This is a genomic window from Candidatus Binatia bacterium (assembly GCA_029243485.1).
In the GTDB taxonomy this organism is placed as follows: Bacteria; Desulfobacterota; Binatia; order UBA12015; family UBA12015; genus VGTG01.
In genome coordinates this window covers 85,742-98,765 of record JAQWRY010000064.1, presented here as the reverse complement: position 1 = coordinate 98,765, position 13,024 = coordinate 85,742, and the positions used below count along the sequence as shown (strand labels likewise).

Below are 13,024 nucleotides of genomic sequence, written 5' to 3'. Positions count from 1 at the left end.
AGCCTGACCCAAGAGGGCTCCTAGTCCAGCGCCGTCGCCCCGGCGGCCGACGGTCCGAGGACCAGGTCGGCGATCGCGGCTCGGTGATGGTCCGGGTCGCCGAGCGCGGGACGCGAGGCGAGCGCGCGACGGCGGAAGAGGTGTGCGTCGCATTCTTCTGTGAAGCCGAATCCGCCGTGGAATTGGATCGCCCGCGACGTGGCGAACCCGTACGCATCGCTCGACCGCGCCTTCGCCATCCGTGCGAGCAGGACGGCATCGTCGTTCGATTGATCGATTGCGCACGCCGCCGCGTACACGAGCGAGCGTGCTTGTTCCGTATCGATCAGAACGTTCACCAGAGGATGCTTGATCGCCTGAAAGCTCCCGATGGCCTTGCCGAACTGCTCGCGCGTGGCGGCGTAGGCCGCCGTCCTGTCGAGCGCGGCCGCCGCACCGCCGACCGACTCCGCTGCGATCGCCGTCCACGCGAGCGGCAAGAAGTCCTGCTCCACCTCCGCCGCAGGGCGCTCGAGGAGTCCGACCGGCTCGGCGTCCACCAACACGAGGCGGCCTTGTCGCCTCGTTCGATCCAGCGTCTGCTCGGATTCGACGCGCACCCCGGCCGCGTTGCTCGGAACGAGCGCGATTCGAACTTCTTCGTCGACCTGCACGGGGACGAGGAACACGTCCGCGGTGTTGCCGGCCCAGACGAAAGCCTTCGTACCGTGGAGCCGCCCACCGGCGGAGGCAACCGAAGTGTCGGCAACACGCCACGCGCCATTCGCTTCCACGTGAGCCCACGTGGCACGCAATTCCCCCGTGGCCAGACGCGGAAGCCACTCTGCCCGCTGGGAGGTCGAGCCGCCGCGTGCGAGCACCGCCGTCGCGAGCAAGTGAGCAAGGATCGGCGTGGGGAGCAGGGTGCGGCCTGCCTCCTCGGCGAGGATAGAGAGTTCCACCGCGCCTAGACCGGCGCCTCCGTACTCCGCCTCGGTGAGCAGGCCGAGCCAACCCATACGGCCGAGCTCCGCCCAGAGCGCCGGATCGTCCCCGCCGTCGTCGTCGAGCAGCGCACGCACCGCTTCGATCGAAACGCGCGCCGCCAGCAGACGCCGGGCTTCGTCGCGCAGGAGCGCCTGGTCCTCGGTGTACACGAGGCGTGTCGAAATCGATTCGAGAGCGCTCATTTCGTTTTGGGAAGGCCGAGGACCTTCTCTCCGAGGATGTTTCGTACGATCTCCGACGTCCCGCCCGCGATCGTGAGGCCGTAGCTATTCAAATAGGCGCGCTGCCATTCGCCCTCGTCAATCGCATGCCGATCCCCCTTTGTGAGGGTCCCCGCATAGCCCTGCAGCTCGCAACCGAAATCCGCGAGACGCTGCGCATGCTCGCTCCCGACGACCTTTCCCATGAGCGGGAGCGCGAGGGGCCGGTCCGCGACCAGCCCTGGAATGCGCGTCCGCACACGGTCGAACCGGATGGCCACCGCCTCGATCGCGAAGCGAGCCAGACGATCCCGCACACTCGGATCGTGGGTCGCCGGGCGGCCGTATCGCTGCGTCCGGCGCGCCAGCTCGATCGTCCGAGCCACGTCGAAATTCGAGCTGTTGCCTCCACCCGCCGCGCCCTCGGCGGCACCCCGCTCGAAGTTGAGCGTGGCCAGAGCGATCTCCCAGCCCTGCCCTTCCTGCCCGAGGAGACGATCCGCGGGGAACTTCGCGTCGGCGAAGAAGATCTGATTGAAGCCGCCCTCACCCGTGATCTTCGTGAGCGGCGCCACCTCGACTCCGTCGGTCTTCATCGGCGAGAGGAAGAAGGAAATGCCCGCATGCTTCTGCGCACCGGGGTCGGTTCGCGCGAGCAGGATCATCTGGTCGGCGAAGCGGCCGAGCGACGTCCACACCTTGTGGCCGTTCACGTTCCACTGATCACCGTTTCGCACCGCGCGCGTCTGCAGCGACGCGAGATCGCTGCCCGCGGACGGCTCGCTGAAACCCTGGCACCAAATCTCGTCGGCGCGCAGGATCTTCGCGATGAAGCGTTTCTTCTGCGCCTCCGTCCCGTAGGCGAGAATCACGGGGCCGGCCCACGCGAGCCCGACCAGGTTGATCAGAAACGGCACGCCGGCGCGGGCCATCTCCTGGTCGACGACACGCTGATGTCCGCGCGCCCGCCCTCCGCCTCCGTACTCGGACGGCCACTCGACCCCGACGAAGCCCGCGGCGTAGACCTTCGCCTGCCAATCGCGCAGGTATGTGAACTGCTCCTCCGTCGTGACGAAGAGCATCGTCTGCGGAAGCACGAAACCCGGTTGGGGCGGACGGTTCTGCTCCATCCACGTCCGCACCTCGGCACGAAACGCATCGAGGTCCTCCGCGGCTGAGGTCGTCTCCGGTGCCATCGGACTACTCGAGCGAGAGAATGTGGCCCTGCTTGGGCGAAATGCGACCTTCGACGGTATCGAGATAGACGCGCTCGACCGCTTCAGACCCGCGACCATGGACCATGTCGAGCCACCCACCCGTCGCACCGAGGAAGCCCTGCCAGGCATCCGCACTCCGCTTCTGGAAGCCCGCGGCGCCCCAGTCCTCGCGGCGCTTGTCGACCTGGGACGGTGCGAAGAAGAACTGCGGCTTCACGCCGGGGAGGTCGCCCCCGCCTCCGCCCTCTTCCCAGTGCGTCATGCCGACCTGGCAGCTGTACTTCACGGCGTCACCCAGATGTTCGTGTGCGGCCCGAAGGACCGTGGCGTTGCCCGCCATGTCCACGATCACCGTGGGGTCGGACGCCGGCAGGCTACCGATGTCGGCGTACGAGACGACCTGATCGTAGCAGCCGAGGCCCTCGACGAAGTCCACGTTGCCCGCAGACGTGAGACCGATGACGTTGCAGTCACGATTCTGGCTGAGAAGAAACGCAAGAGAGAATGCCGTCTTGCTCGAAGCGCTGAGCACCACCACGGTCTTCGCGCCGAAGAGGTCGTTGTCGTCGAGGAAATCGTCGATCAAGAACGAGGTCAGGAAGAGCGGGTGTAGGAGCATGCGGCGATCGTCTTGCGCCCGGTCGTAACCGGTCTCCGCAGCGAGGCGCGTGTACTGGTTGTAGACGACGGGCAACTCCGCACGGTGCGCCGAAGCATCGAAGAGGCCGTGACCGGTTACGCCACCCGGCTCGATCACGAGCTCGGTCGACATCGGGAGGTAGCCGTACAACCGCTCGCCTTCGGGAAGATCGGGGTTGCGCGACTCGTCGACGGCAGCGATGCCCCAAACGGGGATTCGCCCCCAGCCCTTTTCGGCCGGGAAGAAGTTCCAGTAGCCGATCATCTCACCGACGGCGCCGTAGGTGACGTTGTTCGCGGTGAAGGCGAACTTCTTGATCCGAAGACGCGCCTGGCCGTCCACCAGCTCTGGGGCCGCCTTCGTTTCGAATTTTCCCTCGCGCAGGTTCTGTCGGTTTACGATGAAATCCATACGGCACCCATGCCACGGGAACGGTCCGATGTGCCAATCGGGTGCCCGCGCCGGCTACGGGCCCGCGTTCGGGAGGCCGATGTCGAGGAACTCCAGCGGATCGATGTCGCCCCCGCCCTGCTCTCCGGCCCACAACGTACCGGCCCGATCACCTCGGACGATCCGGAACTTGCGGCCACCGAAGATCTCACCGGTCTTCCACACCCAGTCGAGGTCGACCGCGGCGTAGTGCGCCGAGATGGCACGGCGGAAGCCCTGAGTGCGGTTCCGGCCGGAACCGTGGAGGAGAATCGGGTGGAAAAAGACCGTATCCCCGGGCTCCATTTCCAGATGGACACGCTTTTCCTTCTGATCACCGATGTCGAGCACGCCCCAGTAGCCGCCGTTCAACCATTCGAGATCGGGCGGATTGCCGTGCGGCAGGAGCTCGCCCTTGTGGCTGCCGGGTACGACGACCAGGCATCCATTCTCACGCGTCACCTTCTCGAGCGCAGTCCAGCTTGCGACGAGCTTCTCGGCCGGGCGGAACGGAAAGTACAGCAGGTCCTGATGCAGCGGGTGATGCCCCTGCACGTTGGGGGGCTTGTTGATCAGCATCGTGTGGATCGCCTGCACGTCGTGGCCGACGAAGCGCTCGATACAATCGAGGATCTGGTCGTGGGTCGTATAGGAGTCGAGGACGGGGTCGTTCTCGTAGAACTGGATCTTTGCGACGGCTTCCATGTCGCCCCCCGGAATCACGGCGCCCTTTGCGACCATGACGTCCTTCATCACAACCATCCCGTCGGCACTCGGCACGGTGCCGGTCACGATGGCCTCCAAGCGTTCGGTCAGGCGGTCCAGATCGGACTGCGGGATCAAGTTGCGTGCGACGACGTAGCCATCGCGCTTGTACGACTCCACCATTTCATCGGTGATCTGATTTTCACCCATCGCATTCATCCTTTCGCCTTCTTGCGTGTCACCGCGGCGGTCGCCTTCGGCGCGAAGGTTTCGTTCACCATTCGCTCGACGACATCGAGCGCTAGCGGGCGACGTCCGTCGTCGCCAAAGACCAACCTCTGCAACGCGAGCCCCGTCATCATCGCCTGCAGCGACTCGAGCAGGCCGTCGGCATCGTGATGTGCGAGGTCGGGGAAGTACGTATTCGCTCTCTTGCGGACGTCCTTCTGATATCCGCCCGAGGTCTCCTGCAGCGCGGCACGAAGCTCGGGGTCGGTACGCGCCGCGAGAAGAAGCTCCAGAACCGCGGCGAACGCCGGGTCCTTGTAGGTGTCCCACAGAAGGCGGTAGCCCTCGTGGAATCGATCGCCGTCGGGATCGACGTGCTCGATTGCTTCCGCGTATCGAGCGGCAATCCGCCCATAGAGATGCGCGACCGCAGCGCTCAAGAGCCGCGCCTTCGTCGGGTAGTAGTGCAGCCGTGCGCCGCGCGATACGCCCGCACGGCCCTCGATTTCGGTGGTGGTCGTTCCGGAGTAGCCGCGCTCGATCAGGCACTCGAGCGTCGCGTCGAGAAGCCGCGCATTCGTCTCCGTCCGCCTCTGCGTCTGATTCCGCCGGACCCGCTTCGGGGTGCTTGCCGCTGCCTCGACCATGAGCTGAGGCTACCCGATCTCACACAAACCGGCAAGCCGGTTTGTTTGTGCAAGAGATCGATGGGGACTAAACGAAAAAGCCGAGACTAACCAACGTCCCTACCTCAGCGTTGGAGGATTTTTTGGGCGTTCTTGGCGAAGGCGGCCTGGGCTTTTTGGTCCTTGGCCATGCTGGGGACCTGAACGGGGATGTCGATTCCGCGGCGGAGGGCCGGGCGCTCCTTCAGGGTGTCCATCCAGCGCTTGAGATGGGGGAGGCCGTCGCGGGAGACGCCGGACCACTTGTAGGTTCGCATCCAGCACCAATTGGCAATGTCGGCGATCGAGAAGTCGTCGGCGAGCCACTCGTGGTCGGCGAGGTGGGTGTCGACGACCTCGAAGAGGCGGCGGCATTCATTCTGGTAGCGATCGATCGCGGGCTGAAGCTTCTCGGGGAAGTACCGGAAGAAGACATTCGCCTGGCCCATCATCGGGCCGACGCCACCGATCTGGAACATCACCCACTGGATGACCTTGGAGCGCCCCTTGGGATCGGTCGGCAGGAGCTTACCGGCCTTCTCCGCGAGGTAGATCATGAGCGCACCGGACTCGAAGACCGCGAAGTCGTCCGCATCGCGATCGACGATCGCTGGGATGCGGCCGTTCGGGCTGATCGCAAGGAACCAGTCTTCCTTCTGGACGTTCTTGCTCAGATCGATCGGATGCACCTCGTAGGGAAGCTCGAGCTCTTCGAGAGTACAGGAGGCTTTCCATCCGTTCGGCGTGGGCGAGGTGTAGAGATCGATCATCCTTCAGTCCTCCGGTCGGAAGCAGTCGGCGAGTCCACAGGAGTCAATCCAAGCGAGGACGTCCTTGCGCTGCGAGTCGTCGAGCTGCGTACGAATGCGTTCTATCACGTACTGACGGGATTGCTCCGGGTACGGACGCGCGAGGTAGCTCACCTCTTCTCCGTAGGTGTCGACCGTGAAGGCCTTGCGTCCCTCCGCCAGGGCCGCCCGGGTTCCCAGCACGAACGGGGCGTATTGATCACGCGCGATCCGCAGGATGTGCTCGGCAAACGGCGTCACTTCGGGCGGAGGAGCAATCGAACCCGTGCCGTCCCATCGATGGGCCCCCTCAGTGTCCCACGCGAGGATGCGGGGAAACGCGCTCAGGTCGGGGATCGGGTCATTGTTGGTATGCGCGCGCAGGCCGCCCAGAAGAATCGCGTCGGCGGCGGTCGGACGATCGCCGAGGGCGTAACGCGTCGACCCGAGCTGCTCTTCAAGCGCCGAGAGCATCGCGAGGTACTCCGTCTCGGCCGCCTTCTGTTGGTGCTCGCTTTCCGTGCCGGTGGCTCGGCACGCGCGCGGGCCCCACTGAGCAAGGGGAAACGCGCGCGCCTCTTCGACCGTGACCTCCTTACCAAGGAGCTCGCTCACCGTGTGCACCGTGTTCACCTCGTAGTGCCAACGGTAGTGCACCATCGTTCGCGCGAACCACTCGTCGAGGACCTCCTCTACGATGTGCGTGAGGACGCCTGCAGGCCCTGCGGGGAACAAGCGACGCGCCGGAAAGCGCGCATCGAGCGTGCCGAGAATCGGCGTCGTATCGGCGATCGCCCAGTTCTCCGGAGTCAGCAGAACCGGGACCTGGTGCGTCGCCGCCCGACCTCCGATGTCCTGGTCCGGCATCTCAGTGCGGAAGGGGACACCGTAGAATCGAAACGCCGCCTGGAGCTTCCGCGTAAAGAGGCTGATCGACGGTCCATAGATCACGTATTCGTTGGCCACGGACCGGAACCTGACATAATGGCAGGTTTTGTGTCAATTCCTCGCGGCGCGCGCCCACGCGATCCAACCGGCGCCCATCGACGCGAACAGGAGGATCAGAAGCCATGGCCCCGGCCCCGGAACGGCCGCCGGCGTCTCCTTCAAAATCACGATCTCCTGTCCAACCGCGACCGACATCTGCGTCGTGATCTGACCGTCGGGCCACTCGACCTGGATCGCATCGACCGTCGTGGCAGCACCCGTACCGAAGTGGGCAATTGCAGGGGACGCCGAGGCGAAGTTCGTCCCGGCGTGGATCTCCCGCATCTGCGTTACGGCGCCGATGGTCGCCCGCACGACCGCACCGATGCCCTCCGTATTCCCCGAAGCGCTCGTGAGCCGCACCCGCAGGTAATTCCCGGTCGGGTCGTCGTTGCGATAGAGCGTCGGTGCGCCCCCGTTGTTCGCCACGAACACGTCGAGATCACCGTCGCCGTCGTGGTCGAAGCAGAGTACGCCGCGCCCCTGGCCGGTGTCGACGATGCCGAGCGCGGCCGAGGTCTCGGAGAACGTGCCGTTCCCCTGCGCGTGAAAGAGCCGGGACGGATCCGCGACGAACTCGCCCGCCGCTCCCTCACCGAAGCCATTGGTGTGAAACACGTCCATGTGGCCGTCCTGGTCGAGGTCCTGCGCGCAGGCGCCCCAACCCCAGTAGCCCTCGCGCACACCGGCCGCGGTGGTCCTGTCTTCGAAAACGCCGTTGCCGAGATTCCGGTACAGGCGGTTCCCGCTGATGCCCCAATTCCCCTCGGAAGTCTGGTTCGGATCCCAGATGCTCGTCACGAGCCAATCAACGTCACCGTCGTTGTCGTAGTCGAACGCGGCCGCGCCCATTCCGTTCTCGTCGTCGATCATGGCCGTCGTGGTCTCCGTGAAGGTCCCGTTCGTCAGGTTGCGGAACACGCGACTGGTGCCGAAGTCCGCACCGACGAGAAGATCCACCCAACCGTCCCCGTCGATGTCGGAGAACGTCGGAGAGAAGCCATAGATCTGGCCGACCTGAAGCCCCGACGACGCCGTGATGTCGGTGAAGACGCCGGCGCCATCGTTCTGCCAAAGCGTGACGCGGAGATCGAAAAGCCAATGGACCGCGGCGATGTCGAGGTCGCCGTCATGGTCGAAGTCACCGAGCGACATCGAGAATACGGCGCCGAAGGGCGTGAAGCCGGCGGTGCCGGTCACGTTCTGGAACGTGCCGTTTCCGTTGTTGCGGTAGATCACCGACGCGGAGCCGTCGACGCCCCCGACCAGAAGATCCGGCCAGCCGTCGCCGTCGATGTCGGCGAACACGGGACCAGAGCCGGCCACAGGCGCCCCCGAGACGCCGGCCGCAGCTCCCACCTCGGTGAAGTTGCCATTGCCGTCGTTTTGGAAGAGCAGGTTCGCACCCACGTCCCCACGAACGGCGTACACGTCGATGTCTCCATCGCGGTCGTAGTCCGCGGCCGCCGCACCGCCCGAAATCGTCCAGGTCTGCGCCTGCGCGATGTCGATGGGAATGCCGGTGAAGCCGTGCTGGTAGACGAACCCGGAACTTGCCGCGACCTCTGTAAAGGTCCAGGCGGCTGCTGCCGGACGGACCGCCACGAGGACGACAACGGCGGTCAGGAGGGTCAGAATCCGGGGGAAGCGCATGCTCCCGACATTAAACCGCACCCCGGGGCATCCGCCTACTCCCTTTTTCCGGGGCGACCGAGCGAAGGCTGTAGCCCACGCGCCGCGGGGAAGGCGACGCGTGGGCCGAAGGGCCAGTATTACAGAACCATTTCAGCGAGGGTCTCGATCGAATTCGGATCGCCACCGACGAGCAGCGCGGTGGCCTTGCTCTCCTGCCACTCCGCGACCTTGTCGCGCACACGCTCTTTCGGACCGATGAGCGCAACACCATCGACGAGCGAATCCGGCACCGCCGCGGCGGCCTCCTTCTTCTTCCCGTCGAGGAACAAGTCCTGAATCTTCTTCGCGTCCTCAGGCCAACCCTGGCGCGTGACGTGATCGTTGTAGAAGTTCTTGTCCCGGGCACCCATGCCGCCGACGTAAAGCGCGAGATGCGGCTTCACCATCGAACGCACAGCCTCGAGGTCATCGTTGATGATGACGGTGACGGTCGGCATGATCTCGAAGTCGTCCCAGCTCTTGCCGTTGCCCGCCTTCTTGAAGCCCGCCTCAATGCTCTCGGTGAACGTGCCGAGGCCCGACGGCGTGGTCCAGATGGGGATGAACCCGTCGGCGACGCGCGCCGCCGTTTCGATGCCCTTCGGGGAGATCGTCGCCGTGTAGATCGGAATGTCGGCGCGACCGTGCAGGATGCTCTTCAAGGGCTTCCCCAAACCGGACGAGCCCGGACCGTTGTACGGCATCTGGTAGAACTCACCCTGGAACTCGACCGGCTTCTCGCGCTTGAAGATCTCGCGCATGATCGTGATGTACTCACGGGTGCGCTTGAGCGGCTTGCCGTACGCCTGGCCGTGCCACCCCTCGATGACCTGCGGGCCCGAAGGTCCGATCCCGACGAGCATGCGACCGCCCGAAAGCTGATCGACCGTCATCGCCTGCATCGCGGCCATCGCCGGCGTGCGGGCCTGCATCTGCATGATGGCCGTACCGAGCTTGATGGTCTTGGTCTGTGCCGCGATCCAGGCGAGCGGCGTTATCGCATCGTTGCCCCAGGCCTCCGCCGACCAGACGGAGTCGTAGCCGAGCTTCTCAGCCTTCTGGATGCGTTCGATGTCGATGCGAATCTGCGGGCCAAAGCCGCCCGCGTTGAGTCCGAGCTTCATGAAATGTCTCCTTCGTCGTGGAGGTCGCTCAAGCGACTTTGAAGAGGCCGGCCGCGCCCATACCGCCGCCGACACACATCGTGATCACAACATACTGGGCGTTTCGTCGCTTGCCATCGATCCTCCTGGGCACGGCGTCGATACGAGGACGACTTCTCTCAGGGGGGCTTCTTCTCGTTGACTGAGCCCAGGACTGGAGGGTCTCAGTATTGGCATTTCTTATGCTATTTGGCTGCGAGCCGTTCAAGTTCGAGCGGAGGCCCCTGCGACACAGAGCGCGCGTGGAGGAGTCTTCAGGCGAGGCGACGCTGGATCTCGCGCTCGACGAGCCAGATCCGGTCCTGCCCCCACGTGGCGAACTCGGCGTGCCCGCCGCCGGCCAGAAGCCGGAAGCTCGGGACGCCCCACAGGCCGGCCTCGAACATCGCGGCACGATTCTCCTCGAGCTCTTCCTTCCAACTTTCGTCGGAACGGCCCTCTTGCGCCGCATCCCAGTCGATCCCGGCGCGCTCGGCGATCCGACGCAGGCCATCTTCCGTCCCGGCATCGATCCCTTCGGCAAAGACGCCGCGCGCAAAGGACAGGAGGTACTCCCCGCCACGACCCAGGCGGCACGCGTGCGGGTACAGCGCGAACCCTCGCTCCACCGGCTCGCCGACCGGGTCGCAGACCCGACCAAAGGGCACGCCCTCGTCCTCGGCTTCTCGCTTGGTGTCCAGGGTGATGTACATCCGCTTGGGCACCGGCACGGTCATGCCCCGCATGACCATCGGAAGGACCGGCCGCAGCCGCAGCTCGATGCCGTACCGTCGAGGAAGGTCGTACACCCGCTCCATGGAGATGTACGTGTATGGGCTGCGTAGAGAGGGGAAGTACTCGAGCACGGGTGGCGCATCCGGCTCCGCGCCGGGGAGATACCCCGGGCCGGGACGACGAACGAGGTCCGACACGTCGGAAGCGTCGCGCGCCAAGCCGAGCAGACGAAGCCGTTCTTCGAGATGACCGAGACGATCTGCTCCCCAGTACCACTCCCCACCGTACGCAAACATCGCTCCGGAATAGTGGCCCATACGCTTTCGCAGCGCCGTTCCGGCCGTGACCGCAGCGCGCGCCGTGTCCGCGTCCGCGGCCTGCATCTCCTGCGAAAGCTTCTCGAGAGCGCCCCGGTCGCCCGACCACAGCGCCGTGCCGACAGACGCTGCACGCGCCACGAACACCTCCGGCGAAACGTCGGCCAGAAGTCGTGTAGCGGTGCGAACGACATCCGCCTCGGGGGGCGTCGCGTCCCCCGGAAACTCCATACCGTACCCCGGAGCGATGTCGGCGGCATCCTTGCGCGCGTACGCCACCAACATCTCGGGCTCGGGGACCGCGTCGGCATCGCCCACGAGGTGCGGCACGAGATCAACCTCGTACCGCGCGACGAGAGGCCCGAGAAGCTGCGCGGCCAGGTGGCTGTAAGGGTCGTCGACCTGGTGAAAGTAGTGAACCTGATGTGTCTTGCCGCCGATCCGCCGACGCGTCTCGGCGACACTCCGCCGGAAGTCGCGCAGCCCGCGACTGGTCAGCCCGGCCGCAAGCTCGGTCCCGATGCGACTACGAAGAGACACTACAAGAGGTCCTGGTGTGCGATCTCTTTCGAGCCGGTCGGCAGGCTCAGGAAGGTGCCGTCCTTTCCGACTCGGACCGGACCGCTGTAGGTCTCCGCGACGCCTTCCACGAAGATCTCTTCCATCGTGGGCAGAAGCAGCGGCGGCACGACGTGGTAGAAGAGCAGCTCCTGGGCACCCGAATCGCGTGCGATCTCGGCCACCTCGACCGGAGTCGCGTGGTACGTGAGGATGTCCTCCGTGATCTTCTTGATCTTCGGGCGCCCGGCGTTCGCGGCCCCGTCGCTGAGTAGGCCCACGAGTTGCGGCGCCAGAGCCTCGTGCACGAGGAGGTCGACCCCCTCGGCGAACTGCGCCAGGTTCTCGGACTTCGAAGTGTCGCCACTGATGAGAACCGACCGATCTTTGTAGTCGAACCGGTAACCGACGGCCGGACGCACCGGCTCGTGATCGACGGCGAACGCCGTGACGGTGAGATCGCCGTCTTCGATGATCTTCACACCCTGTCCGGGAGCCGGCAGAGGAAACGGATGGGCCATCGCCCCCGTGCCCGAGGGCGGAACGATGTCCTCGCCGTGATGAGCGGTGCGATACACGGCGTCCTGCGCGTACGCCTGGTTGAAGCCGGCCGCAATCGCTTCTACGCCGCGTGGTCCGTGAAGCGGGGTCGGGAGGGTGTGCGAACCGTTCACCCAGCGCTGCATCAGCAACTCACCGAGCCCATCGATGTGGTCGGAGTGGAAGTGCGTGAGGAGGATCCCGTCGATCTGCCCCTGCGCCATACCCATCTGATTCAGGTTCCGGCTGCTTCCGGTACCGCTATCGACGACGAAGAACCGATCGCCGGCAACGACTGCAACGCACGGCCCCGAACGGATCGGGTCCGGCAAGGGCGAACCCGCACCGCAGAGCCCCACATGCAGACCATCCGGGAGCTTACCGATGAAATCGACCGCCATCCGGCCCGCAACCACCCGCGAGATTGCGACCATGGTGAGCGGCCGGCGAAAGGCGTATGCGAGCGCGCCCACGACGAGGATGAGAGCCAGCAGGCCGAAGAAGATCTTCTTCATGAATTCCTCCTTGGGGTCGACTAAGCGCGTGGCTTCAGAGATGCCGCAACCACCGCACCCACCGCAGTTTCCATCGCTTCGCGCGTATCCTTCTGATTGAGCTTCTGATCGGTACGAAGCCGATCCCAACATTCGAACGAAACCATCGCCTCGATCGCATTCGCGACTCGCGGCGTCGCGGCTCCGACCTCGGGCAGCCAGCGTTCGAGATCGATCCGGAAGTCGCGAATCGTCGCCCGGTGGGCCTTGCGCAGATAGGGCGAGCTGAACCGTTGCAGATTCCCCGAACGCTTGTACGGCCCAATGCGCTCGTAGATGTCGCAGCGAACCGCCACGAGTCCGCTCGCGCGCCTGGCCACCGAACCCGTCGGCACCTCGACCGACAGAAGGGGAGCGATGGTGGCCCGCAGCCGTTCGCTCATCTCGGCGAAGAGCCGATCCATCTCATCGAAGTGGCGGAACACTGTCCGGATGCCGACGCCCGCGCGGTCTGCGATTCGCTGCGCAGAAGGCCGTAGATCGCCCTCGCCGATCAGCTCGAACATCGCGCTCACGATCGCCTCACGGCTGTGCTGAGAGCGACGACGCCGGCCGTCGGCCTCCTCGCCTTCGTGCCCGTTCTTCTGCGATACCGTCACTGTTCCTCTTTCACGCTCGTCCGCTAAACCGAGCCCACCCGGGCCGCAAGCGCGGCCAG

At 65.3% G+C, this 13,024-nt stretch carries 12 protein-coding genes and 1 pseudogene; all 13 read right to left on the bottom strand.

Annotated features, from left to right (window positions below; translation table 11 throughout):
• Positions 1 to 20: 20 nt before the first annotated feature.
• Positions 21 to 1,169: an acyl-CoA dehydrogenase family protein gene (locus P8R42_18840; protein MDG2306665.1), complete on the bottom strand. Its 1,149-nt coding sequence runs from the start codon at positions 1,167 to 1,169 to the stop codon at positions 21 to 23.
• Positions 1,166 to 2,383, bottom strand: a complete 1,218-nt coding sequence (locus tag P8R42_18835) for an acyl-CoA dehydrogenase family protein (GenBank protein MDG2306664.1) — start codon at positions 2,381 to 2,383, stop codon at positions 1,166 to 1,168. The genes P8R42_18840 and P8R42_18835 overlap by 4 nt, the downstream gene beginning before the upstream one ends.
• Positions 2,384 to 2,387: 4 nt before the next feature.
• The gene (locus P8R42_18830; protein MDG2306663.1) at positions 2,388 to 3,455 is read right to left on the bottom strand and encodes a DUF2855 family protein; all 1,068 of its coding nucleotides are present in this window, start codon (positions 3,453 to 3,455) and stop codon (positions 2,388 to 2,390) included.
• Between the two features lie 54 nt (positions 3,456 to 3,509).
• Positions 3,510 to 4,388, bottom strand: coding sequence for a phytanoyl-CoA dioxygenase family protein (locus P8R42_18825; GenBank protein ID MDG2306662.1), 879 nt, complete (start codon positions 4,386 to 4,388; stop codon positions 3,510 to 3,512).
• A gap of 5 nt (positions 4,389 to 4,393) precedes the next feature.
• Positions 4,394 to 5,053 (bottom strand): TetR/AcrR family transcriptional regulator, encoded by a 660-nt coding sequence (locus P8R42_18820; protein ID MDG2306661.1) that lies wholly within the window; start codon positions 5,051 to 5,053, stop codon positions 4,394 to 4,396.
• 104 nt (positions 5,054 to 5,157) lie between these two features.
• Positions 5,158 to 5,841 (bottom strand): glutathione S-transferase N-terminal domain-containing protein, encoded by a 684-nt coding sequence (locus P8R42_18815; GenBank protein MDG2306660.1) that lies wholly within the window; start codon positions 5,839 to 5,841, stop codon positions 5,158 to 5,160.
• Positions 5,842 to 5,844: 3 nt separating this feature from the next.
• On the bottom strand, positions 5,845 to 6,825 hold the full coding sequence (locus tag P8R42_18810) for a glutathione S-transferase family protein (protein ID MDG2306659.1): 981 nt from the start codon (positions 6,823 to 6,825) through the stop codon (positions 5,845 to 5,847).
• Between the two features lie 33 nt (positions 6,826 to 6,858).
• Entirely contained in the window at positions 6,859 to 8,499 is a 1,641-nt protein-coding gene (locus P8R42_18805) for a CRTAC1 family protein (protein MDG2306658.1), read from the bottom strand.
• A gap of 119 nt (positions 8,500 to 8,618) precedes the next feature.
• On the bottom strand, positions 8,619 to 9,644 hold the full coding sequence (locus tag P8R42_18800) for an LLM class F420-dependent oxidoreductase (protein ID MDG2306657.1): 1,026 nt from the start codon (positions 9,642 to 9,644) through the stop codon (positions 8,619 to 8,621).
• 28 nt (positions 9,645 to 9,672) lie between these two features.
• A pseudogene (locus P8R42_18795) lies at positions 9,673 to 9,765 on the bottom strand (thiolase).
• A gap of 172 nt (positions 9,766 to 9,937) precedes the next feature.
• Positions 9,938 to 11,254 carry a DsbA family protein gene (locus P8R42_18790; GenBank protein MDG2306656.1) on the bottom strand — a complete coding sequence of 439 codons (1,317 nt, stop codon included), beginning with the start codon at positions 11,252 to 11,254 and terminating at the stop codon, positions 9,938 to 9,940.
• Positions 11,254 to 12,327 (bottom strand): MBL fold metallo-hydrolase, encoded by a 1,074-nt coding sequence (locus tag P8R42_18785; GenBank protein MDG2306655.1) that lies wholly within the window; start codon positions 12,325 to 12,327, stop codon positions 11,254 to 11,256. The genes P8R42_18790 and P8R42_18785 overlap by 1 nt, the downstream gene beginning before the upstream one ends.
• Before the next feature lie 20 nt (positions 12,328 to 12,347).
• A complete protein-coding gene (locus P8R42_18780; protein MDG2306654.1) occupies positions 12,348 to 12,965 on the bottom strand; it encodes a TetR/AcrR family transcriptional regulator in 618 nt (205 codons plus the stop codon).
• Positions 12,966 to 13,024: the final 59 nt, after the last annotated feature.

Excerpts from the sequence above, each read along its gene's own strand:
- P8R42_18840 (MDG2306665.1), bottom strand. The coding sequence starts at position 1,169 with ATGAGCGCTCTCGAATCGATTTCGACACGCCTCGTGTACACCGAGGAC.
- P8R42_18835 (MDG2306664.1), bottom strand. The coding sequence starts at position 2,383 with ATGGCACCGGAGACGACCTCAGCCGCGGAGGACCTCGATGCGTTTCGT.
- P8R42_18830 (MDG2306663.1), bottom strand. The coding sequence starts at position 3,455 with ATGGATTTCATCGTAAACCGACAGAACCTGCGCGAGGGAAAATTCGAA.
- P8R42_18825 (MDG2306662.1), bottom strand. The coding sequence starts at position 4,388 with ATGGGTGAAAATCAGATCACCGATGAAATGGTGGAGTCGTACAAGCGC.
- P8R42_18820 (MDG2306661.1), bottom strand. The coding sequence starts at position 5,053 with ATGGTCGAGGCAGCGGCAAGCACCCCGAAGCGGGTCCGGCGGAATCAG.
- P8R42_18815 (MDG2306660.1), bottom strand. The coding sequence starts at position 5,841 with ATGATCGATCTCTACACCTCGCCCACGCCGAACGGATGGAAAGCCTCC.
- P8R42_18805 (MDG2306658.1), bottom strand. The coding sequence starts at position 8,499 with ATGCGCTTCCCCCGGATTCTGACCCTCCTGACCGCCGTTGTCGTCCTC.
- P8R42_18800 (MDG2306657.1), bottom strand. The coding sequence starts at position 9,644 with ATGAAGCTCGGACTCAACGCGGGCGGCTTTGGCCCGCAGATTCGCATC.
- P8R42_18785 (MDG2306655.1), bottom strand. The coding sequence starts at position 12,327 with ATGAAGAAGATCTTCTTCGGCCTGCTGGCTCTCATCCTCGTCGTGGGC.